Here is a 20,917-nt window from a genome sequence, read left to right as displayed (position 1 = left end):
CCGGCTGGCAGTGACCCCTACCCCACCGCCCGATGACGCCGACCCTCGCCATCCCTCGCGCAGCGTGCGGCCCGCCGCGACGATGCGCCTCTGACAACCGGCCCATCCCACAAGGAGAATCACCCTTGCACGTCCTCGACAACGCCCCCTCGCAGTCCGACATGCCACGCCGAGCAGGTACTCGGACACGGAAGGACCGTCGTCCCGGCCCTTGCCAAGGCGGTGAACGAGGCGCCCTGGGAGGCTGTCCTGCTGCAGGGGCTGCCCACGTTCGACGCGGTGACGCAGACGAAGATCCTGACCCTGCTCCTGGCGGACTGCGCGGGCAGGCTGACCGCCTACGCGGACTTCAACGCCTCCGTGCTCACCGACATCCGTCCGAACCCCCGGTCGCGCGAACAGAATGCCCAGCCGGAGCGGCTGGGCATGCACCACGACTTCCCCTTCATCGCCGACCGGTGTGTTGTCGCGGATCGGCCTCGGTCAGCGCGCAGATCCGCCTGAATCGCCAGGTCGGCGCGCAGGAAGACCGGTTGGGGCTTTGGTTCAAGTCCCCCCTCGGACACAGACCGTATCCCCAACTTGTGCGGGTCGAGGCGAGCCTCGGCCCGCACGAGCTGTTTTCCGGGCTCGTAGGTGAGCCGGAGCCCGAGGTTCTGGTAGACGTCTGCCATGTCCTGTGGTTGGGCGTCCGTGAGCACGTCACGGATGCTGCCGAGTGATGTGATCATCGCGTGGATGTCCTCCTTGCTGAATCGGTGCTGGCTGGTGGGCGTGCGGGTACGGACCGGGCCGACGGTGTGATCAACGCCGCCAACCGTGACCACCGTGCCGCTGTGGAGGCGCTCAGGGCCGGCCTGGAGGGCTCCGGCAAGCCGTTCGTCCACACAAGCGGCTCGGGCGTCGTCGGTGACGACGCCCGAGGAGAGCGGAACGAACAGTCGTACGGTGACGACATCAACGACGCCGGCTCCACCTGGCAGCCGGAACACCCGATCCGAGTAGCCAGGGCAGCCATCCACCGCGTGGTCCTGGATTCGGCCGAAGCCGGAATCCGATCCTCGGTCTTGTGTCCGGCCATGATCTACGGTCACGGGCTCGGCCCCGCCTGCAACGAGGTGCATATTTCCGCCCTGGTCGAGCAGGTCCGGCACAGCGGCGTCGTTCGCCATGCCGGCGCCGGCCGGAACATCTGGTCGACCGTCCACATCGAGGATCTCGCCGACCTGTACCTCCTCGCCCTCGAACGGTCGCCTGCAGGCACCTTCTACTTTGTCGAGAACGGGGAGGAATCACTCAAGGGGCTGGCCGCCTCGATCGCCGAGACACTTGGCCTCGATGGTCCCGAGCCCTGGGACATCGAGGCCGCCGGCGCCTTCTGGGGGCCTCAATTCACTACCGGGGCCCTGGCCTCCAACAGTCGCGTCCGCACCACACGAGCCTGCGACATTCTCGGCTGGAAGCCCCGCCACGGCTCGGTCACCGAGTGGATCGCCGCGGACTTGACCTCGTGACCCGACGCGGGGTGTGTCAGTGACGGCACCACTGCCTCGTCGGCCAGGTGTGGTGTGTGCAGTACTCCTAGGAAGATCCCGGCCTTCTCCTGCCATCGAAAGCACGGCAAGTTCGCAGGTGAACGATCCGTCAACGGGGCTTCTGCCCTGACTGAGCAAGGAGGACGCGGTGACACGGACAACCCCGGAGACCACAGAGCAGGGCAGCAACCGGAAGGTCGTACTCGTCACGGGTGCCACGAGCGGCATCGGCGAAGGCATCGCCAGGCGGCTTGCTGCGGAAGGCCACCACGTCGTTGCCGGTGGGCGTCGAGAGGATCGGCTGACCAGCCTGGCGGAGAGCGTCCGAGCCGAGGGCGGCAGCATCGACGTACGCCGTCTCGATGTCACCGACCGGGCCGACGTGGCCGGGTTCGTCGACGAAACGGCTACTGCGCGGGGGCACATCGACGTGATCGTCAACAACGCCGGCGTCATGCCGCTGTCGCGCCTTGACTCACTGCTGGTGGACGAGTGGGACCGGATGATCGATGTCAACGTCAAGGGCCTGCTGCACGGCATCGCCGCGGCCATGCCGCACTTTCAGCGCCAGAACGGCGGGCACTTCATCACCATCGCGTCGATCGGTGCCTACTCGGTGGTCCCCACGGCGGCTGTGTACTGCGCCACGAAGTATGCGGCCTGGGCGATCACGGAAGGGCTGCGGCAGGAGGCTGAGCCGTTCATCCGGGTCACCACCGTCTCACCTGGCGTCGTTGAGTCCGAACTGGCCGACACCATCACCGAACCGGAAGCCGCGGCGGCAATGAAGGCCTACCGCTCGGCGGCCATCTCGCCCGATGCCATCGCTCGTGCGATCTCTTATGCGATCAGCCAGCCCGCCGACGTCGACGTCAACGAGTTGGTCATCCGGCCTGTGCGGCAGCGCCCGTAGCGTCGCGGCTGTTGGCGGTCTGCGCCCGCAGGCGTCCGTATGCCGGTGCACAACGAGCACTCCGTACTGGTCGAAGCGGCGGTCGATGGCCGGCCGACGGCGGCGAGATTCTGCAGGAGGGCGGGGCTGCCTTGAGGTAGTTGAGTTGGACGCCGCGGCCTACGGGCGCGGCGGACTTCAAGGAATGGCGGCCGGAGCGAACTCAATCGTCTGCGGCGGTGTCCTGCCGCACGGAATCCGAGGCTTGCGCCGTCTCTGTCGCGGTCAGGCTGCCGAGCAGCGACAGGGCGTGTGCGGAGGGGCTGCCGGGCTCGGCCTGGTAGACGACAAGTTGCTGACCCGGCGCGCTGTTGATGGTCAAGGACTCGTAGTCCAGCGTGAGTTCCCCGACGACCGGGTGCCGGAAGCGTTTGGTCTCATGCCTCTTCTGGCGGATGTCATGACGCGCCCACAACGTACGGAACGCTTCGCTCTTGAGCGACAACTCGCCGACCAGCTCGACCAATTGCGCGTCGTCATAGTCGGTGCCCGCTGCCTCGCGCAGGCCGCCGACGGTGTTGGCGGCGACCCGGTCCCAGTCCGGGTAGAAATCCCGGGCGTCGGGATCGAGAAAGACGAGCCGCATCAGATCTCCGCTGTAGGTGTGGCCGGCGAACAGGGCGCCGCCCAGGGGGTTGTGCGCCAGCACCTCCATACAGCGCCCCAGAATCACGGCAGGTGTGCCGGTCCAGCTGTTCATCATCTGCCGCAGAGCGGGACTCACCCGCTGACGCCGGGAGTTCTTGCGGGCACGTCCCGGCACGGGCCGGGCCAGCCGGTGCAGATGGGCAATCGCGTCGTCGTCCAGCAATAGTGCTCGGGCCAGTGCGTCGAGCACCTGCACCGAAGGGTTCCTCTCGCGGCCCTGTTCCAGGCGCACGTAGTAGTCGGTGCTCAGCCCGGACAGCATGGCCACTTCCTCCCGGCGCAGGCCCGCCACACGGCGGCGGCCGATCATCGGCACGCCCTGCTCCTCGGGCCGCACAAGGCCGCGGCGAGCTCGCAGAAACTGCCCCAGGAGGTTGTCGCTGTCCATGCCATCGACAGTAGCCCCGGCACAACACGCCATGCAGCTGCGCAGGGTGGCCGCGATACTCCTAGGGTCGCCTTGCCCGGCGGAAGGGCCAGGTAGGCCGTCGGCGAGGGTTTCGTGCTTGTCCGGCCTCAGCGGTTCCGCCGGATCGTCGTCGGCGTCCTGGCGACCCCGGCCGCCTGAACGGTGCGATCACGCACACAGGCCACGGCTACCGTGCCGCTTCCGGACCCTGCTCAGGCCCGTGGCTGTCCGAGTCCGTTCGTGCTGGGAGTCATGTCCTGCGTGCCGATGACGGAGAGAAGTTGCAGCTGGGCGGCGCCTTCGGTGCCGGGTGGGGCGCTGAACCACAGCAGACGCTGGCGTCCGTCCTCGCTGAACAGGCTGTGGCAGTCCAGCTCGATGACGCCCAGCGTGGCGTGCACGATGCGTTTGTGGTCGGTCCGTCGGAGGGCGACGTCGTGGGTGTCCCAGAGGTCGGCGAACTCCTGGTTGCGCCGTCGAAGCGCGGCCACCATCTGGGTCACTTCGGTGTCGCGGCCGCGCCGGGCGGCGACCGCGTGCAGGTCAGCGACGAAGACCCGGGAGTGGTACGGGTGGTCCTCGGCCGGGTAGAGGGTGCGGGCATCGGGGTCGGTGAACCAGCGGTAGACGAAGCTTGCCGCGGGGCCGCGCGCCGCCGGGTGCCGGCCGACGAGCGCGACTGCCAGGGGGTTTTGGACGAGGGTTTCGTGCAGGTCGGTGATGACCTGGGCGGGAGTGGTGGTCAGCTGGTCCAGCAGGCCGAGCAGGCCAGGCTGGACGTGCGCGGTCGGGCCGTGCGCAGCCGGGGGGACCATCCGGTCGGCGAGGTGGAACAGGTGGTCGCGTTCGTCGCCGTTCAAACGCAGCGCCCGGGCGAGCGCGGCCAGCACCTGAGCGGAGGGCTGGGTGCCGCGTCCACGTTCCAACTCGGTGTAGTAGTCGGCGGACAGGCCCGCCAGCTGGGCGACCTCCTCGCGTCGCAGACCGGGCACCCGGCGCCGCGGACCGGTCGGCAGGCCGACGTCGGACGGGCGGATTCGGGCGCGCCGGGACTTCAGGAACGCGGCGAGTTCGGAGTGGTTCACGCTCCCTATCGTCACGCGCGCCGGCGTTCTGAGCCAGGGGGTGGCAACCCCTGGGTAGAGACAGCCATGGCTGGCCCGGCAGCACCGGCCCACGCTGGAGACGCAAGCAGGGAGCAGCCGGTGACAACGCCGACGCCCCACGCCCCACGCCCCACGCCCCACGCCACGATCCACGCGTCGTGGCACCCGCCTCTGGCATTTCTCACAGGAGTCTCCATGTCCTCCCTGGAAGCCGCGTCCTCCCAAGAAACCGCGGCGAGCCGCACCGCGCTCAGCGACCATGCGGACCAGCCCCGCGTCGCCATCGTCACCGGAGGCTCCCGTGGCATTGGCCGCGAGACGGTGAGTCGGCTGGCCGCCGACGGATTCGCCGTCGTGGTCGGTTACGCCGGCAATCGTGATCTGGCCGAGGCCGCCGTAAAGGAGGTCACCGCCGCAGGCGGCCGGGCCATCGCCGTCCAGGCCGACGTCGCCGACGAGCAGCAGGTGGCCGCGCTGTTCGACACCACCGAATCCGAGTTCGGCGGCGTCGACGTAGTCGTCCACGCGGCCGGCCGACTGTACCTGTCCCCGGTCGCCGACCTGGACCTGGCGGAGCTGGACGCGGTCCACCGAACCAACATCCGCGGGAGCTTCGTCATCGCCCAGCAGTCAGCCCGGAAAATCCGCAGCGGCGGGGCCATGGTCACCTTCTCAACTTCCATAGTGGGCCTGGCCTTTCCCGGCTACGGCGCCTACAGCGCCAGCAAGGGTGCCATCGAGGCGCTCACGATGATCCTCGCCCGAGAGCTGCGCGGCCGGGACGTCACCGTCAACGCCGTCGCCCCCGGTCCAACGGCCACCGACCTGTTCCTCGACGGCAAGGACGAGGAGACCATCGCCCGCTTGGCCGCCCAGCCCCCGCTGGAACGACTTGGCACCCCCGCTGACATCGCCGAGGTCGTCGCCTTCCTCACCTCGCCGGCAGGCCACTGGCTCAACGGCCAGGTCATCCGCGCCAACGGCGGCATCATCTGACCGACCACGGCGTCTTTGCCGTACGTGCACCGACCGTGCAGCCGCCTGCGACGAGCGCTACAGCGCTGTGCCGGCCGGACTCGACAAGAGACTGGCCGCGCTCATCCACCGGACGCGGACGCCGCGCAGGTCGCCGACGCCGTCGTACGCCTGGTGGCCGTGCCCGCAGGCACCCGGCCGCTGCGCACCCACATTGACCCCAGCCGCGACGGCAGCGAAGTCGTCTCCGCGGTCGCCGACCGTATCCGTGCCGACTTCTCTCGCCGCGTCGGGCTGGACGACCTGCTCACCGCAGGCAGCTCCCTGTAACCCCATTCCAGAAAAGAGAACCACCATGCCGTTCGCTAACTTCAAGGTCCCTGCCGGCACCCTCGACGAGAAGCAGAAGGAGAAGATCGTCACCCGAGCCACCGAGCTCTACGTCGAGCTCTACGGCGAACGGGCCCGCGCCAACACCATGGTCCTGGTCGAGGAGGTCACCGACGGCGGCTGGGGCATCGGCGGCAACGTCCTGACACTCGCCATGCTCGAGCAATCGCCCGAGGCCTGACGCCTCCAGACACCCACGGCAGACTCAGTCGGCACAGGCCGCCGCCCGGTCGGGAGCCGCCACCGGATCTCGGCGGCACCGACCCGTGCCGCTGCCACGACGGCGAGGGCGCCAACGGGGCCGCTGCCGATAGCCAGGACGCGTTTGCCGCGGAGGTCGCCCGCCCACGAGACGGCGTGCCAGGCAACGGCTGCCGGCACGGCCAGGGCCGCGACGCGCAAGACGATCCCGGCGGGCGGCGCGCGCAGTATCGCCGAGGGCAGCACGATCTCGCGGGCGAAGGCTCCCCTCGGCGTGCGGGAACAGTCGCGCACCGCGCGGCACTGTCCACCGCGCGCTACGACCAGGGCAGGACCAGCGCGCCCCAGGCGACGACAGGACCGAGAGCGACGATTCCGCCGGTGTAGCCGATGACCTGGCGGTAGAAGCGGCGGGGGTCCACCCCGCGGGCGTTGCTGAGGACAAGTGCGCCGTTGGTGGAGAAGGGCGAGGTGTCGACGATGGTCGTGGAGACGGCGAGAGCGGCGATCAGTCCGGCGGCGCTGAGGTGGCTGGAGAGCAGCAGCGGTACGGCGATGGGGATGATCGCGGTGAGGATCGCCGTGGAGGAGGCGAAGGCGGACGTGATGGCCACGGTGAAGCACAGCAGCAGGGCGACGGCGACCGGTGCGCCCAGGCCCGCCGCATGCTCGGAGATGCTCTCGATGATGCCGGCCTTCTCCAGCATGGCGATGTAGGTCATCATGCCCGCGACCAGCAGCAGGGTGGACCAGCTGACGCCGTCCACGGCCTTCTCCTGCCGCTTCATGTCCACCAGAGCCAGCAGGGTACCGGCCGCCAGAGCCAGGAAGCCGATTTCCAGATGGAAACCGAGCGCGCCCACGACGAGGGCGACCAGGCAGGCGAGGGTGAGCCACTGGCGCCAGTCGGGCCTGCCGGACACGGCGAGGTCCTCGTCCTCGGCCGCATCCTCGGAGCCCTCGGCCAGCGGGGCGGGGCGCTTGGCGAGCAGTGCGTAAGTGAGTGCCGAGAGCACAAGGTTGATCAGGAAGCTGGCGCTGAACAGCGTCACCGCGGAGACCTGCAGTTCGGTCTTGTCGACCAGGCCGAGCACCAGCGCACCGGAAACGGCGAGTGGGGAGAACGCGCCCGCGTGCCCGCCGCTGATCACCATCATGCCGACGACCAGCGGGTTGAGCTTGTAGCGGAAGGCGAAGTTCATGCCGATCGGCGCGAGGATCGCGACCGCCGCTGGTGTGAACGTACCGAACGCCGTCAGCAGGGCGGCCACCAGGAACAGCACCCAGGGAATGAGCGCGACCTTGCCGCGCACCAGCCGTACCCCGGCCGCGACGAGCCAGTCGATGGTGCCATTACGGCGGGCGACGGAGAACAGGTAGGTGACCCCGACGATGGTGACGAAGAGCTTCGCCGGGAAACCCTCGAAGATCTCGTCCTCGGTGAGGCCGAGCGAGGCGGTGCCGACCGCGAAGGTGGCGACGAAGGCAAGGATGCCCAGGTTGATCGGCAGCACGGTGCCGATCACGAACATCACCAACAGGGCGCCTATGGAGATCACTTCAGCAGACATCTTTGTCCTTGGTGCGGTGGGGACGGGGTGGCGCGCCCCGAGGGCGCGAGGGTATCCCGGTGCGGATGGCTGGAAGCCGGCCTGACCGAGGTGATGTTCGTCGCGGCTCAGGCAGCTTGCGGGCTGCCTGCTTCCGGTACGTAGATCCGGGCGTCGGCGAGCAGACGGGCCGCGCGCTGCACGGTGACCCGGTGCGGCAGGCCGTCCCTTACATCGGTGCAGCGGACCGCGACGACGCCGGCGGGCGTGCCGAGGCGCAACCACTCGTCGGTCGGGCCGCCCGTGATCCGGGAGACCACGGACCCCTCCAGCAGCCCGGCCGCCGCGACGGCGACGGCAGAGGTCAGGCCGATCGCAGGGTGTGGGGCGTTCATGGTGAGCATGCGCACCGAGAGGTCGTAGTCCTCGGCACCGATCGGTTCACCGAGGGTGGTGGTGTACGGCACCGGCGGCCCGACCAGGCCAACCTTGGGCACCGCGTCGCCCGGTTCCTCGCCCGGCTGGAGCAGCCCCATCAGGGGTGCGGCGGTATGACGGACGGTGCGCAGCCAGGAGACGTCTGCGCTCATCCGCTCCAGTGACTCGGCACCGGTACGCCCGGCACTGGCGGCGTCGACAAGCACGACCGGAGCTCCCGCGGTCACCATGCTCACGCGTACCGGCTCGGCGGCGCCGACCCGCAGGTCCTGGGCGGTCCGGCCGGTGGGGAGCAGTAAGGCAGTGGTACCGGCGGGGTCGCGGAAGGTGAGGCCGACCGCGACCCCACCGGCACGGGTGCCCGGTACCGTCTGGCGGCCGAAGTGGTGCACCACGCCTCCGGGGGTGTCGACGATCCCTTCGAGGACCGCTCCGGTATTGGTGTTGTGCATCACCACGCGCGTCCGGTCGCCGGTGACCGGAACCATTCCTTTGGTCACCGCGTACAGGGCGACGCCGGTGGCGCAGTTGCCGCAGTTGCTCGTCCACTCCACCGACCCCGTCCCGATGCCGACTTGAGCGAACAGGTAGTCGACGTCGACGCCAGGCTGGGGTGAGGCGCTGACCACGGCCGCTTTCGAGGTGGTGGGGGTTGCCCCGCCCACCCCGTCCAGCTCCACGGGGTCGGTGGCGCCGTACGCGGCGACCAGCAGCCTTTCGAGGTCGCCACGGTCGGCAGGGACTTCGACCTGGTTGAACAGCCAGCACTTGCTTGTGCCGCCACGTACCAGGGTCGCGGGAATGTGCACGTCTGAGGCTCTTCCTGGGTCAACGGAGGGGAGGGAAAAAGGGCCGAGAAGCGGTTACGGGCGCATTGCGGACCGGTGAACCGCTCGGAGATTGCGGAGACCTTCGCAGAGGCGTGACTTCGGAACAATCGCAGTTTGCTTCACGAGGGTTTAGCTCAGCTAAAGTCGTCAGCATGCTCAACGTGCGTCGCCTGCTGCTGCTCACCGAGGCCACCGAACGCGGTTCACTCACTGCCGCAGCGGAAGCCCTCGGCATGACCACCTCCGCCGCCTCCCAGCAGATGTCCCTGCTGGAGCAGGAGGCAGGGCAGCCCCTCATCGAGCGGCTGCCACGCGGTATCCGCCCCACCCCGGCGGGTGCCGCGCTGGCCGAACGCGGTCAGGCCATCCGCCGGGAACTCCGTGCCGCCCAGGCCGACCTGGACTCCTTCACCGCCCTCGACCAGGGCACCTTGCGGCTCGGTTCCTTCCCCACGGCGAGTGCGTCCCTGCTGCCGCTGGCGCTCACGCGTTTCCGACGTCGCCACGCCGGCATCCGCATCGAGGTACGCGCCGGAGTCCTCGCGGAGCTCAGGGAGATGCTGCACACCGGCGAGGTGGAGCAGGGGCTGCTCTGGGACTACGAATGGAACCGCCTCGACGATCCGGCGCTCGCCCTAACCCACCTACTGGACGACCCCACGGTGCTGGTCGTCCCTGCCGACTCACCCCTGCGCACACATCCCTCCGTGCGCCTCGGCGACCTCGCCGACCAGGAGTGGATCATCCGCGCCGACAACCACCCCGTCGCCGACGTTCTGCGCCGAAGCTGTCGCCAGGCGGGATTCGAGCCGCGCATCGCCTACTCATCGCACGACTACCAGGAGGCGCAGGCCATGGTCGCCGCCGGTCTCGGCATCGCGCTCGCACCCCGCCTGGCCCTCACCAGCCGACGCAGCGACGTACGCCTTCTGCTCTTCGCCTCCGACGTCCCGGCCCCCACCCGCCGCATCCTCCTCGCACGCGCCGCGGCACGCCCCGCCACCCCACCCGCCCAGGCGATGGCCCGCGTCCTGCGCACGGTGGCGCAGCGATTCACCGCCCCAGACCTGCACCGGGCCCAGCTCGGGGCGGTCCGGCGGGGCTGACGGTGCCGCCGCAGCAGGTCCAGCCGGTACTCGGCGCACAGATCGCGAAGGAGTTCTTGATGTTCGTGGATGATTTCGCGGGCCTGGACGCGCACCCGCAGCTCTGATCTGGTGATGGGATCGTCGGCCGGCAGATCGGCGTAGAAGGCTTCCCAGTCGACTCTGCTCTGGCTGACCCCTCTCGCTTCCTCGGGTCCGTATCCGAGTTGACGAAGCCTCGGGATGTCGGCATCCCGACGCCCCGCCAGGAGCGGGTACTCGGTGAACTGGGCGGCCCTGCGCAGGAAGTCGGGCATCCCTGCCATTGACGCCGGATCGAACGGTTCCGGCGATCTCGCCCCGCTCACACCGGCGGAAATCCAGCGACTCCCGGCAGCTGGCCGCCCCACGCTGCCCACATACGACGCACACACCACGCACTGAACTGGTCTCGCTGGCGCCGCCATCACCAGGCCACCGCACGCCGCTGTCACTATCGCCGCCGCACCCGAAGTCACGAACTATTCGGCGCTGGGAAACGTCGCGCCCGGGTCGGATTCGATGCTCTGGTTTTGTCCGTACTAAGGGCTCTGGTCCACTTCGTGTGGTCGCGTACGCAGCGTGACTGTCGATGTAGGTTCGTGTTTCCCGTGTCCATTTCTCATTGACGGTGGCCTCTGTCCGACCCAAAGGACAGCGGGGTGAGACGAACTCACGCCTGCTCGGATACCTAGAGGTGGGCAGCCAGCAGGCCGTCACGGTGGGATCGCATCGAGCACGTCCTTCAGGCGCTGCAACACGGTCGCGAGCTGGTCCCGGGGTGGTGTGGCGAGCGCCAGTCGGAGTGCTCGGGGGCGGTGAGGGCCGGTGGCGAAGGCGTCTGCGGTGGACACGAGGATGCCTGCGTTGGCGAGTAGAGCTGCGACATGGTCAGGGCGCTGGTGCGGCTCCAGGCCGAGCCAGACCATGTAGGAGACGGGATGTGCCGTGAGGTGCATGCCGTCGAGTGCGGCGCGGGCGATGTCCTGCCGGGCGGCCGCGTCGCCTCGGCGCTCCTCCTCCCAGCGGGCAATGGTGCCGTCAGCCAGCCAGCCGATGGCGAGCGCGGTGATGAGTCCCGGAGCGCCCCAGGCCGCCAGGCGAAGGCTCCTGGCAACAGTCTCCACGTGAGGGCCGGGCAGCACGGTGAAGCCGAATCGCAGGCCGGGGGCCGCGTTCTTGGACAGTCCGGCAACGTAGCAGGTGCGTTCAGGGGCGAGGGCCCGCAGGGGAGGAGGCGGTGACGATGCGAGGAACGCGTAGGTGCCGTCCTCGACGATCAGGCAGTCGTGTGAACGGGCGATGGTGACAAGGCGGTCGCGCTGTTCCCGGTCGAGGACCCAGCCGAGCGGGTTGTGCAGGGTGGGGATCGCATAGATCGCGCGGACGGGGCGTGTGCGGCACAGGCGCTCGAGCGCGGCGAGGTCGGGCCCCGTTTCCGTGACCGGGATCGGGGCCAGATCGAGCCTGTGGGCCGAGGCGAGCAGCTTGATGCCGGGGTAGCTGAGTGCGTCGACCGCGAGGACGTCGCCGGGCCTGGTGAGGGAGCGCAGCACGGCATCGAGTGCCTGCTGGGCGCCGCTGGTGAGCAGGACGTTCGCTGGCGCTGTGTCGATCCCTCGCTCCAGCAGGTAGGTGGCCACGACCGCCCGCTCGTGCAGGTGCCCGCCCGGCGGGTCCTGGCGGAGCAGCGCCTCGACCTCACCCGAGACGGACAGCGCACGCAGCGCCTGCCGCAGTCGGTCGGCCTGGCCTTCGCCCAGCGGCTGGTTGAACGACAGGTCCGCGATCCGCGGCACCGGCAGGGCGCGTGACGGCTCAAGGCCGTCGTAGCCGGACTGCACCCGCACGAATGTCCCGCGCCCCGGTTCCCCCACCACCAGGCCCATGGCGGCGAGTTCGGCGTAGACCCGGGTGGCCGTGGCCAGTGCGATCCGCCGTTCGCGGGTGAGAGCGCGGTGCGTCGGGAGCCGGGTGCCCGCCGGGAGCGCGCCGGACCTGATCGACGCGGCGAACTCGTCGACGATGGCCTTGTAGGACGGTGGCCGCATGTGGCACCTGCATCCATCTGTATCCAGGACAATTAATGGATCGTCATAGGGTACGGCTCCTAGCCTCGATGCGTCCTAGCCCAGGCGGAACGGAGCAGGTGGCATGACCGTACACATCGACCGGGACGAGCACGTCGTCACCATCACCATCGACCGGGAACACAAGCTCAACGCCCTCGACTACCCGACGATCGACGCGTTGCTCGCGGGCCTCGACCGCCTCGACTCCGACGACTCCGTCCGGGCGATCGTCCTGACCGGCGCCGGGCGCAGGGCGTTCAGTGCGGGAGCGGACATTCCGTCTCTGGCGGGGAGCATCGCCGGCGGGCCCGAGCGCGCCCTGCGCGAGATCGTCCGACGGGGACACGCGCTGACCCGGCGGATCGAGGAATTCCCCAAGCCTGTGATCGTCGCCGTCAACGGGCTGGCGTACGGCGGTGGTTGCGAGATCACGGAGGCCGCTCCCCTGGCGATCGCCGCCGAGCACGCCATGTTCGCCAAGCCCGAGATCTCGCTCGGTTTCCCACCGCCCTTCGGTGGATCCCAGCGGCTGCCGCGGCACGTCGGCCGCAAACGCGGCCTTGAGATGATCCTCACCGGCGACCCGATCCCGGCCGCGCGGGCTGCGGAGATCGGGCTCGTCAACGCCGTCGTACCGGGCGACGAACTCCTCGACGCCGCACGGGACCTGGCCGACCGGATCATCCGGCACGCGCCGACGGCCGTAGCGGCCTGCCTGCGCGCGGTCACCCGCGGCATCAACCTACCCGTCGACGAAGGACTTGCGGTCGAGGCGGCCTGCTTCGCCGCCACCGTGCCCACTGACGGCGTGCGGACCGGGCTGCGGCGGTTCCTCGACCGCACGACCGCCGTCCCGCTGAAGAACTCCGTTTCCAGAACGCACACGTGACGTCTGCACCGGACCATCAATGCCTGAGGCTGCCCTCATCACCTCGGCCGAACCACTCAAGTTCGCGGACGAGGCGGAGGAGGCCCGGGACGAGTACGCAAAGGGCTTCTACCGGAACGGAAAGAAGAAGGGTCAGTCCCTGCCGTGCCGGGCTCGGATACCCGGTGCATGTCGGCCAGTTCCCAGACTTGGAGTCGTTCCTGGCAGGCATGAAGGCAGACGGGGGCCTGAAACCTCCGAGGAGTGCATGGGCAGTGCCCAAGGGCCAAGATCGTGAGACGGAATGCCATGGCCCGCGAACGAGACAGAGTGAAACCTCCTGGTCACTGCATCGGAATGGGCCATTCGGAATTGGAACCTACAGTCGATCTTCCCGTGATAGTGGCTGAGGTAGCCCGAAAATCGCCCGGTCGGTGTGCAGCGTGGCCGACAGTGCTGAGCCGTGAACGAAGTACGGCCGCAACTCGAAGAGTTGCTGTTCTCCTCGCTGGAGAACGTGTTAGTGGAGTCGGTCGAGGTGACCGACATGGCCGTCCGGGTCGAGGCCCTGAGCACTGCCCGGCAGGCTACCTGCCCGGGCTGTGGGTGCCTGTCGGGGCGAATACACGGCTCCTATCTGCGGTTTCCCCATGACCTGCCGACGGCGGGCAAGTCCGTCGTAGTGGCATTGAGGGTGCGCCGGTTCGTCTGCGCGGAGGACTCCTGTCCGCGCAAGACTTTCGCCGAGCAGGTGCCGGGCCTCACCCGCCGGTTCGGCCGGCGGACGGAACGGCTGCGATCGACGCTCATCTCGGTCGGCCTCGCGCTCGCGGGCCGGGCCGGGGCTCGCATGGTGAACGTCTTCGGGGCGCCGGTCAGCCGGAACACCCTGCTGAGGCTGATCGCCTCGCTCCCGGATCCGCCCACGGCCACGCCCCGCGTGGTCGGCGTGGACGAATACGCCCAGCGCAGGGGACGGATCTACGGAACTGTGCTCGTCGACGTCGAAACACGTCGGCCGATCGACCTCCTGCCCGACCGAGAGGCGGACACGCTCGCTGCCGGGCTCGCCGATCGGCCCGGCATCGAGATTGTCTGTCGCGACCGCGCACCCTTCTTCGCTGACGGCGCCACCCGCGGAGCCCCGCAGGCCCTTCAAGTCGCCGACCGGTGGCATCTTTGGCACAACCTGGGCGAAGCCGCCGAGAAATGCGTCTACCGGCACCGCGGATGCTTGCGCCCCATCCCGGAACAGCCGGAGGAACCCCAGGAGGAGGCGGAGCCGGCTGCATCGTCGCCCTGGCCGACAGGGCACAGGTTCGCCGAACGCACCCGCGCCAAGCACGCCACCATCCACGCTCTCCTCGCCGCCGGTCACAGCAAGCGGTCCGTCGCCCGGCAGCTCGGCATGACCCTCAACACGATCCTGCGCTTCTCTCGTGCCACCACCCCGGAGGAGATGTTCACGGGCCAGTGGCAAAACCGCGCGACCACGCTCGACGACTACAAGCCCTACCTCGATCAGCGCTGGCAGGAAGGCTGCACCAACGCCTGGAAGCTATGGGAGGAGATCAAGGAACAGGGCTATCCCCGCGGCTACGCCGGCGTCCGCGACTACGTCAGCAGGAACCTTCGCGGCAAACCCCAACCAGTCGGCCCTCGCCCGCCATCGGCCCGCGCCGTCACGTGCTGGATCCTCACCCACCCCGACGCCCTGCCCGAAAGCGACCAGCTCCGGCTCAAAGCCGTCCTGGCCAACTGCCCCGAACTCACCGCACTCTCCGAGCACGTGCGTTCCTTCGGCCACATGCTCGCTCACCTCCAGGGCGACCAGTTGCCGACCTGGATCGAAGCGGCCACCTCCACTACCGACCTGCCCAGCCTCCGGCACTTCGCCCAGCATCTCGAACGCGACCTCGACGCCGTCATCGCCGGCCTCACACTGCCCTGGAACTCCGGCGTCGTGGAAGGTCATGTCAACCGGATCAAGATGCTCAAGCGCCAGATGTTCGGCCGCGCAGGATTCGAACTCCTTCGCAAACGAGTCCTACTGGCGTGACCGAGAGTCACACGACCACACGAAGTGGGCCAGAGCCTTACTAAGGGAGTCGTCTCGACGTGGCTCAGGGAGTTACTCGGCCGTGACCGACAAGATCAATGTCAATGAGTTTGATGTCAGTTCGCAATCGGATCGCAGTGGGGCTCAATCATCACCTGGGTCGGGCGCCTCACCAACGGTCAAGGAGGCGGGCTGCATGGTAGACGTCAGGTCGGAGTTCTCCGCGCGGCTCCGCCCAGGTGTCCGGAGGGACGGTTCCGATGGTGCGGCCGTGGTGGTCAAGGAGGCGGCCCAGCAGCTTCTCGTGCCGCATGGTGATCACCCGTTCGACGATGTCGAGGGTGGGGTGAGAGGCGGCCAGGTGCGTTTCGAAGCGAAGGACGTCGGTCACCGAATGCAGGTTGGCCTGCAGAATGAGGTTGTTGGGGCCGCTGATCGCGGCGCTGTTGCGCGTCTGCGCCAGCCGGATCAGGGCGTGTCCGAGGTCTGGCAGGTCCGCCGGTGCGGCTCTGGCCCAGAAGGTGGCCGCCACGGGCCAGCCGCCCAAAGGGCGGGCGCAGTTGCAACGAAAGCTGAGCAGTCCCAGTCCGGTGAGTTGGTCGATGCGCCGTTTCACTGTGGAGGCGCTGGTCTTCAGCGCGGTGACCAGAGCCTGGTGCGAGGCCCGCCCGTCCTGGGCCAGGTGCGCGAGGACGGCTCGGTCGGCGGGCGTGACCTCGCTAGTGCTGTGACCACATAGGTTCACCGGGTCGGTGTCCCGCCGCTGTCCGATTGCTCAGGGAGTGTTCGCGGTTGCCCAGGAGCGGAACAAGGCGAGGGCTTCGGTGAGGTTGCCGGGCCCGCATCTGACGTGAAAGGCCTTCTCGGAAGTCCATGCCCAGACCCAGTCGTGAGCGCTGCGGTTGACGTCCTGGCGGGGGTACTCGTGGTGCTCCAGGTCCGTCTCCTCCAGGTCGATGGTGACGGTCCAGCCGGGGTTGTCGAGCGTGGCGATCTTCACGCCCCATTCGTGCTCCCAGTCCTCGTTGCACTGCGCGGCGTACCAGTGTTGCAGCCAGTCAAGGACATACTCCGAATCGCTCATGACAGGGGATGCTAGTGGTGCTCTGACCATAGGTTCGCCGGGTCGCTCAGGCTGTGGTGGCGAGGGGTCGTCCGCCCCAGCGGATGCCCTTTTCGCTTCGGATGCGGGCGCGTTCCTTGCGTTCGGCGGCCAGGACGTCGCGGTGGCGGGAGTTGGTGTTTCGCCACCGCAGGTAGGCGTGCAGGGCGCGGGTCTGGACGGTGTGGTTGGGGTGGTCGGAGTTGGCGATGGTGAACTGCCTAAGCGGTCCGAAGTGCGCCTCTATCGGGTTGGCCCACGAGGCGTAGGTCGGGGTGAAGCACAATTCGACCTTGTGTTTCTTCGCCCAGCGCCGGATCTCGGTGCCCTTGTGGGCGGACAAGTTGTCCATGATCACGTAGATTGGCGCGCCGTCGGGCGGGGCGGCGCGGATCGATTTCAGCGCGGCCAGCGAGTTCCCGGCACCCTTCTTGCGGCGGTTGACTCCCCACAACGTGTCGTCGCCGACCGAGTAGCAGCCGTGGAAGTACCGCACCCCGTGAGTGCGGTGGTAGGTGGCGGGCAACCGGTCGGGACGTCGTAGTTCGGCCCAGCCCGAGCCCACGGTGGGGCGGATGCCGAGCGGGCCGAACTCGTCGAACGCGAAGACCCGGTCCGGGAAGCGGTCCAGGACGTGTTCAATGCGGTCGAGTTTGGTGTCCCGTTCCGGGTCCGGGGACTCCTTCCAAGTCTTGGTGCGCTGGAAGGTGATGCCGCGGCGGGCGAGCAGGCAGCGTAATGCTTCGCGGCCGATGCGGATCATCCGGCCGTGGACTTTGCGCAGGTAGGAGACAAGTTTGCGCAGCGACCAGCGAGTGAAGGGCTGGCCGAGCCTGGCCGGTCGGGTGGTGGCCGTCTGGATGACGAAGTCTTCGTCGTCAGCCTTGAGCAGGCGGGGACGGCCTCCCGCCCACTGAGGGTCCACGCAGGCCAGACCGATCTCGTTGAATCGGTGGACCACGTCACGGACGGTGTCCTCGTCGGCCTGCACCAGCTGGGCGATCACCGGAACCTGGTTCCCGCCGGCAGAGGCCAGCAGCATCATCGCCCGCCGATATCGCACCGAATTCGTGCTGCCGCGGCGCACGATCTGCTGCAGTTGCTGCCCTTCCTGATCGGTCAGTCTGCCCACACGGACAGGCTCGGCCACCACGCCTCCAGCGGTCGGAACGGACGTCACCGGACATCCAATCGCCATGATCACCACCTCGGCGAACCTATGCGGTCACAGCACTAGACGAAGGCGGTGACGCCCTCGTACTCACCTTGGGGTGCTTGGCCTGTTGTCTCGTATTCGAGGAGCAGCAGGCCGTTCGGTGTCGCCTCGTGGTGGACCAGGCGGAGACCGGACGGGGCGCCCGGGCCGGTCAGAAGGCGCCGGCCGGTGCGGAGCACGGTGGGCGCGACCGCGAGGCGGAGCGTGTCGATCAGGCCCGCCGACAGCAGCGCGTCGCCGAGGCGGGCGCTGCCGTGGATCTGGAGTTCCCGTCCCGGTCGTGTCTTGAGCTCGGCAACTGTCTGGACCGGGTCGCCCTTGAGTACGGTCGTGGGGTGCCAGGTCCCCTCAGTGAGGGTGTTCGACACGACGTACTTCGGCAGCGTGTTCATGCGCTCGGTGAACGGATCGGCCGGGTCGGTGATCTTCGGCCAGTCGCGCGCGAACGCCTCGTAGGTACGCCGGCCGAACAGCAGGCCGTCGGCGAGGTCGAGCCAGTCGGAGGCGCGCTGGACGAACGTCCCGTCCATGTGGGGCACGAGCCAGCCGCCGAGGGTGAAACCGTCGCTGGTGTCCTCGTCCGGTGAGCCGGGTCCCTGGCTGACCCCGTCGAGCGTGACGAACTCGGTGAGGGTGATCTTCATCGCGGGGCCATGCTCTCGGCGAGGGCGGCCAACTGGGCGGCGACCGAACCCCAGCCCTCGGCGAAGCCGAGCTTTTCGTGATGGGCGCGGGACTCCGGGTCGCCGTGCCGGACGACCATCCGGTAGTCCGTGCCGTCCGGGTGATCGAGCAGCGTGATCGCGGCGGTCATCGCGACCGGGGCGGGATGCGCGGGACGCCAGGTGCTGTTGATCGCGTTGGTGAACACGATCCGCTGGAGCTCGTCGACGGCGAGGAAGCATGCGTCCAGGTGCGGGACGAACTCAGCCCCGTCGTCGCTCAGCTGCGTCACGAACGCCCCGCCGGGCCGCAGGTCCAGGCTGTCCACCCGGCAGCGGGACGGAGCGGGGACCCACCACTGCTCCAGCCGGGACGGGTCGGTCCAGGCGCTCCACACCGTCGCGCGCGGGGCGCGGATGATCCGCTCCAGGCCAAGGTCGAGATCGGGATTCACTGCCTGTTCTCCTCCGGGTCGGTGACGAACTGTTCGAGGCGGTCGGTGCGCTCCTCCCATATCCGGCGCTGCTCCGCGAGCCAGTCGTCGACGAGGGCGAGCCGCTCGCGGTTGAGCACGCAGGTGCGCACCCGGCCGGACTTGACCGTGCGGATGAGTCCGTTCGACTCGAGAGTCCGCACGTGCTTCATGAACGAGGGGAGGGTCATCGGGAACTCGCGGGCGAGGTCGCCGACGCTCGTGGGCCCGTGGCCGAGGCGCCGCACGACGGCGCGCCGGGTCGGGTCGGCGAGGGCGACGAACACGCCGTCCAGTTGCGCCGAATACTGTGCCATGAGGCTAAGTATTGCGGGACGTAATGGTTAGCGCAAGGGCTAAGTGTTGAGGCAGGTGGCCGGGGCGCCGACGGTCCCGTCCGGCTCGGTCATCTCCATGGTCGCCCAGCTGCCGGGCCACAAGCGGTACGCACTGCTCTCGATGCCGAAGTAAGCGAAGATCAACGCGGTCGTGGTGCGGGAGGATGCCCGCGGTCGCGGGATCGAGGCCGCGCTGCTGAAGCGGTGCGTGTACTGGCGGCCGGACTAGCTGCTGCTGTTCGGCGAGTTCGAGACGCCGCGCGACCTCCGGACGTACTACACGCTGCAGGGCTTCACCGTGCTGCGGCCCGGGCAGACGATCGGTCTCGGCACCCTGCTGTCCGGCGTGCCGATTCAGTTCGGTGCGGGTCCGGGCGAGACATTCTTCCCCACCGGTGGCGTGGCTGCATCAGGTGACGCGTCCGGCCCGGTTCACCACGGAGCACGTCGGGAGTCGGGGCGGACATCGGCGACGGTGAAGGCCCGCATGAGCCCTTCCACGAGAACCCGGCCGGCGCGGTGGAACCGCGCTCGCTCGTCCTGCCGGAGCAGCCGGTCCGGGCCGGGCGGGCCGACGCGGGGCCGCACCGCCCGGACGCGTGTGAGGTGCCCGCCGGTCTTCTTGGGTGGGATCGGGTTCATCGGATGGCCGGCGAAGTACTGCTGCACTGCGCCCATTTCTGCGAGTGCGAAGCGTGACGCCTTCAGGACCGCGACGCGGAGGAGGCGGTGATGCCGGCACGGGAACGGTTGGCGCGGATCTCGTCGTGGTGGTCGGCCGCCCAACCGATCAGCTGCTTGACGATCTCGTTCAGGCCGCCGGCGAGCGGGGCGAGCGCGTACTCGACGCGCGGTGGCACCTCGGCGTAGGCGGTACGGCTGATCAACCCGTCCTCTGTGAGTTGGCGAAGGGTGTGGGTCAGCATGCGCTGGGAGATCCCCGGGATCTGGCGCTGCAAGTCGGTGTAGCGCATCGGGCCGCCCTCCAAGACGGCGATGATCAACATGCTCCACTTGTCGCCCACCCGGTCGAGCACCTGGCGGATGAAGTCCATGTGATCGGCGGGGATGCTCGCGCACGGCCCGACCGCAGCCGCCATCCCGATACCCGCACTGTCCTGCATAGCGCCCGTTCCTCTCCGTCGCGCACACCGATGTGCCTTTTGTATCGCCTTCCATACTGGCTCATCATGGCGTTACGAACAAACAGTAGGAATTGGAGGTCAGGGCATGAAAGTCGAGATCTGGTCTGAGATCACCTGCCCCTGGTGCGGCCTGGGCAGCCATCGATTGGATCGGGCCGTAGAGCGGTTCGAGCACAGCGGCCACGTAGAGGTGATCCACCGCTCGTTCCCTCTGGGCAGTGGCCTCCCCGAGGACCGCACGCTCAGCGTCCGCGAATTTGTGCTGGCCAAGTACGGCGTCATCCCCGGGCAGGCCGGCGTACCGGATATCGAAGGCATGGCCGCCGCCGAGGGCCTGGCCCCCTACCGGGTCCTGGACAACCGAGTCGGGAACACCGACCTGGCCCACGAGTTCCTGGCTCACGCCTCCGCCGAAGGCGAGAACGGCGAAGCCTGGAACATGATCTTCCACGCCTACTTCGGCAAAGCCGAGTCGATCTTCACGCCCGACGATCTGCTCGGCCTGGCTGACGAGATCGGCCTGGACCGCGAACAGACTCGCCAGGTGCTCGCCGACCGGCGCTACCGCCGTCAGGTACAGGAAGACGCACACCAGGCGCAGCAGCTCGGGGCAACCGGTGCCCCCTTCACCGTCATCGACGGCCGGTACGCCGTTGCAGGAGCGCAGGACACCGACGCCCTGCTCGGCATCCTGCGTCAGGTCTGGGACGAGACCCACCCGACCGTTCTCGATGCCGACAACGACGCGGCGATCTGCGGCCCGGACGGCTGCGCGGTTCCCGCCGACCACGCCGCCCACGCCTGATCTACACACCTGATCCACA

Annotated in this window: 24 protein-coding genes; 10 read left to right on the top strand and 14 right to left on the bottom strand. The window is 68.6% G+C overall.

Annotated elements, in window-relative coordinates; genetic code table 11:
* The first annotated feature begins 222 nt into the window (after positions 1 to 222).
* The 3 genes from GAS53_RS04280 (at position 223) to GAS53_RS04270 (ending at position 2,448) form a co-directional block, all read left to right on the top strand.
* Positions 223 to 504 carry a hypothetical protein gene (locus GAS53_RS04280; protein ID WP_151476061.1) on the top strand — a complete coding sequence of 94 codons (282 nt, stop codon included), beginning with the start codon at positions 223 to 225 and terminating at the stop codon, positions 502 to 504.
* 230 nt (positions 505 to 734) lie between these two features.
* Complete coding sequence (locus tag GAS53_RS04275) at positions 735 to 1,514, top strand: NAD-dependent epimerase/dehydratase family protein (protein ID WP_151476060.1); 780 nt, start codon at positions 735 to 737, stop codon at positions 1,512 to 1,514.
* Between the two features lie 169 nt (positions 1,515 to 1,683).
* The gene (locus GAS53_RS04270) at positions 1,684 to 2,448 is read left to right on the top strand and encodes an SDR family oxidoreductase (protein ID WP_151476059.1); all 765 of its coding nucleotides are present in this window, start codon (positions 1,684 to 1,686) and stop codon (positions 2,446 to 2,448) included.
* Positions 2,449 to 2,650: 202 nt separating this feature from the next.
* Here GAS53_RS04270 and GAS53_RS04265 read toward each other — a convergent pair whose 3' ends face one another.
* Both GAS53_RS04265 and GAS53_RS04260 read right to left on the bottom strand, forming a co-directional pair.
* Complete coding sequence (locus GAS53_RS04265; protein ID WP_151476058.1) at positions 2,651 to 3,523, bottom strand: helix-turn-helix domain-containing protein; 873 nt, start codon at positions 3,521 to 3,523, stop codon at positions 2,651 to 2,653.
* A 233-nt stretch (positions 3,524 to 3,756) separates the two neighbouring features.
* On the bottom strand, positions 3,757 to 4,629 hold the full coding sequence (locus GAS53_RS04260) for a helix-turn-helix transcriptional regulator (RefSeq protein ID WP_151476057.1): 873 nt from the start codon (positions 4,627 to 4,629) through the stop codon (positions 3,757 to 3,759).
* A 216-nt stretch (positions 4,630 to 4,845) separates the two neighbouring features.
* On the opposite strand from GAS53_RS04260, the gene GAS53_RS04255 reads away from it, so the two are divergent.
* The 3 genes from GAS53_RS04255 (at position 4,846) to GAS53_RS04245 (ending at position 6,196) form a co-directional block, all read left to right on the top strand.
* Positions 4,846 to 5,646: an SDR family oxidoreductase gene (locus GAS53_RS04255; protein WP_151476056.1), complete on the top strand. Its 801-nt coding sequence runs from the start codon at positions 4,846 to 4,848 to the stop codon at positions 5,644 to 5,646.
* A 153-nt stretch (positions 5,647 to 5,799) separates the two neighbouring features.
* Positions 5,800 to 5,955 carry a short-chain dehydrogenase/reductase gene (locus GAS53_RS04250; protein ID WP_225858712.1) on the top strand — a complete coding sequence of 52 codons (156 nt, stop codon included), beginning with the start codon at positions 5,800 to 5,802 and terminating at the stop codon, positions 5,953 to 5,955.
* Between the two features lie 25 nt (positions 5,956 to 5,980).
* Positions 5,981 to 6,196, top strand: a complete 216-nt coding sequence (locus GAS53_RS04245; protein ID WP_151476055.1) for a tautomerase family protein — start codon at positions 5,981 to 5,983, stop codon at positions 6,194 to 6,196.
* 337 nt (positions 6,197 to 6,533) lie between these two features.
* Here the strand turns inward: GAS53_RS04245 and GAS53_RS04235 are convergent, their stop codons facing one another.
* A complete protein-coding gene (locus GAS53_RS04235; protein ID WP_151476204.1) occupies positions 6,534 to 7,775 on the bottom strand; it encodes an SLC13 family permease in 1,242 nt (413 codons plus the stop codon).
* Positions 7,776 to 7,894: 119 nt separating this feature from the next.
* Positions 7,895 to 9,013 carry a PrpF domain-containing protein gene (locus tag GAS53_RS04230; protein ID WP_151476054.1) on the bottom strand — a complete coding sequence of 373 codons (1,119 nt, stop codon included), beginning with the start codon at positions 9,011 to 9,013 and terminating at the stop codon, positions 7,895 to 7,897.
* Between the two features lie 173 nt (positions 9,014 to 9,186).
* On the opposite strand from GAS53_RS04230, the gene GAS53_RS04225 reads away from it, so the two are divergent.
* Positions 9,187 to 10,140 (top strand): LysR family transcriptional regulator, encoded by a 954-nt coding sequence (locus GAS53_RS04225; RefSeq protein WP_151476053.1) that lies wholly within the window; start codon positions 9,187 to 9,189, stop codon positions 10,138 to 10,140.
* Between the two features lie 734 nt (positions 10,141 to 10,874).
* On the opposite strand, the gene GAS53_RS04220 is transcribed toward GAS53_RS04225, so the two are convergent.
* Positions 10,875 to 12,209 (bottom strand): aminotransferase-like domain-containing protein, encoded by a 1,335-nt coding sequence (locus GAS53_RS04220; protein ID WP_151476052.1) that lies wholly within the window; start codon positions 12,207 to 12,209, stop codon positions 10,875 to 10,877.
* Positions 12,210 to 12,312: 103 nt separating this feature from the next.
* On the opposite strand from GAS53_RS04220, the gene GAS53_RS04215 reads away from it, so the two are divergent.
* Together GAS53_RS04215 and GAS53_RS04210 are read left to right on the top strand one after the other, a co-directional pair.
* Positions 12,313 to 13,119 (top strand): enoyl-CoA hydratase-related protein, encoded by an 807-nt coding sequence (locus GAS53_RS04215; RefSeq protein ID WP_151476051.1) that lies wholly within the window; start codon positions 12,313 to 12,315, stop codon positions 13,117 to 13,119.
* 442 nt (positions 13,120 to 13,561) lie between these two features.
* Entirely contained in the window at positions 13,562 to 15,157 is a 1,596-nt protein-coding gene (locus GAS53_RS04210) for an ISL3 family transposase (RefSeq protein ID WP_151476050.1), read from the top strand.
* A gap of 169 nt (positions 15,158 to 15,326) precedes the next feature.
* Here GAS53_RS04210 and GAS53_RS04205 read toward each other — a convergent pair whose 3' ends face one another.
* The 9 genes from GAS53_RS04205 to GAS53_RS04170 all read right to left on the bottom strand — a co-directional run bounded on the left by GAS53_RS04205 (position 15,327) and on the right by GAS53_RS04170 (position 20,072).
* Positions 15,327 to 15,902, bottom strand: a complete 576-nt coding sequence (locus GAS53_RS04205) for an Lrp/AsnC family transcriptional regulator (RefSeq protein WP_225858710.1) — start codon at positions 15,900 to 15,902, stop codon at positions 15,327 to 15,329.
* Positions 15,903 to 15,932: 30 nt separating this feature from the next.
* Entirely contained in the window at positions 15,933 to 16,241 is a 309-nt protein-coding gene (locus GAS53_RS04200; protein WP_151476048.1) for an immunity 53 family protein, read from the bottom strand.
* Positions 16,242 to 16,287: 46 nt separating this feature from the next.
* A complete protein-coding gene (locus GAS53_RS04195; protein WP_318721217.1) occupies positions 16,288 to 17,409 on the bottom strand; it encodes an IS630 family transposase in 1,122 nt (373 codons plus the stop codon).
* Positions 17,410 to 17,492: 83 nt separating this feature from the next.
* Positions 17,493 to 18,119, bottom strand: a complete 627-nt coding sequence (locus tag GAS53_RS04190; RefSeq protein WP_151476046.1) for a dihydrofolate reductase family protein — start codon at positions 18,117 to 18,119, stop codon at positions 17,493 to 17,495.
* Entirely contained in the window at positions 18,116 to 18,592 is a 477-nt protein-coding gene (locus tag GAS53_RS04185) for an SRPBCC domain-containing protein (RefSeq protein ID WP_151476045.1), read from the bottom strand. Before GAS53_RS04185 ends, GAS53_RS04190 begins: the two co-directional genes overlap by 4 nt.
* Entirely contained in the window at positions 18,589 to 18,927 is a 339-nt protein-coding gene (locus GAS53_RS04180) for an ArsR/SmtB family transcription factor (protein ID WP_151476044.1), read from the bottom strand. Before GAS53_RS04180 ends, GAS53_RS04185 begins: the two co-directional genes overlap by 4 nt.
* A gap of 39 nt (positions 18,928 to 18,966) precedes the next feature.
* Positions 18,967 to 19,092 (bottom strand): hypothetical protein, encoded by a 126-nt coding sequence (locus tag GAS53_RS57555; protein WP_263974102.1) that lies wholly within the window; start codon positions 19,090 to 19,092, stop codon positions 18,967 to 18,969.
* Between the two features lie 288 nt (positions 19,093 to 19,380).
* Entirely contained in the window at positions 19,381 to 19,626 is a 246-nt protein-coding gene (locus GAS53_RS04175; protein WP_151476043.1) for a hypothetical protein, read from the bottom strand.
* Positions 19,627 to 19,652: 26 nt separating this feature from the next.
* Entirely contained in the window at positions 19,653 to 20,072 is a 420-nt protein-coding gene (locus GAS53_RS04170; RefSeq protein WP_151476042.1) for a winged helix-turn-helix transcriptional regulator, read from the bottom strand.
* Positions 20,073 to 20,178: 106 nt separating this feature from the next.
* Between GAS53_RS04170 and GAS53_RS04165 the strand changes: the two genes are divergently transcribed.
* Positions 20,179 to 20,898, top strand: coding sequence for a DsbA family oxidoreductase (locus GAS53_RS04165; protein ID WP_151476041.1), 720 nt, complete (start codon positions 20,179 to 20,181; stop codon positions 20,896 to 20,898).
* Positions 20,899 to 20,917: the final 19 nt, after the last annotated feature.

Origin of the sequence: Streptomyces albicerus, from assembly GCF_008905045.1 — a bacterium.
Taxonomy (GTDB): Bacteria; Actinomycetota; Actinomycetes; order Streptomycetales; family Streptomycetaceae; genus Streptomyces; species Streptomyces albicerus.
The sequence above is the reverse complement of the archived record's forward strand: the minus strand, read 5'-3'. Positions and strand labels throughout refer to the sequence as shown.

Bases quoted from the DNA above. Each gene is read 5' to 3' on its own strand.
- GAS53_RS04265 (WP_151476058.1), bottom strand. From the start codon at position 3,523: ATGGACAGCGACAACCTCCTGGGGCAGTTTCTGCGAGCTCGCCGCGGC.
- GAS53_RS04255 (WP_151476056.1), top strand. From the start codon at position 4,846: ATGTCCTCCCTGGAAGCCGCGTCCTCCCAAGAAACCGCGGCGAGCCGC.
- GAS53_RS04245 (WP_151476055.1), top strand. From the start codon at position 5,981: ATGCCGTTCGCTAACTTCAAGGTCCCTGCCGGCACCCTCGACGAGAAG.
- GAS53_RS04225 (WP_151476053.1), top strand. From the start codon at position 9,187: ATGCTCAACGTGCGTCGCCTGCTGCTGCTCACCGAGGCCACCGAACGC.
- GAS53_RS04220 (WP_151476052.1), bottom strand. From the start codon at position 12,209: ATGCGGCCACCGTCCTACAAGGCCATCGTCGACGAGTTCGCCGCGTCG.
- GAS53_RS04215 (WP_151476051.1), top strand. From the start codon at position 12,313: ATGACCGTACACATCGACCGGGACGAGCACGTCGTCACCATCACCATC.
- GAS53_RS04200 (WP_151476048.1), bottom strand. From the start codon at position 16,241: ATGAGCGATTCGGAGTATGTCCTTGACTGGCTGCAACACTGGTACGCC.
- GAS53_RS04190 (WP_151476046.1), bottom strand. From the start codon at position 18,119: ATGAAGATCACCCTCACCGAGTTCGTCACGCTCGACGGGGTCAGCCAG.
- GAS53_RS04180 (WP_151476044.1), bottom strand. From the start codon at position 18,927: ATGGCACAGTATTCGGCGCAACTGGACGGCGTGTTCGTCGCCCTCGCC.
- GAS53_RS04175 (WP_151476043.1), bottom strand. From the start codon at position 19,626: ATGGGCGCAGTGCAGCAGTACTTCGCCGGCCATCCGATGAACCCGATC.
- GAS53_RS04170 (WP_151476042.1), bottom strand. From the start codon at position 20,072: ATGCAGGACAGTGCGGGTATCGGGATGGCGGCTGCGGTCGGGCCGTGC.
- GAS53_RS04165 (WP_151476041.1), top strand. From the start codon at position 20,179: ATGAAAGTCGAGATCTGGTCTGAGATCACCTGCCCCTGGTGCGGCCTG.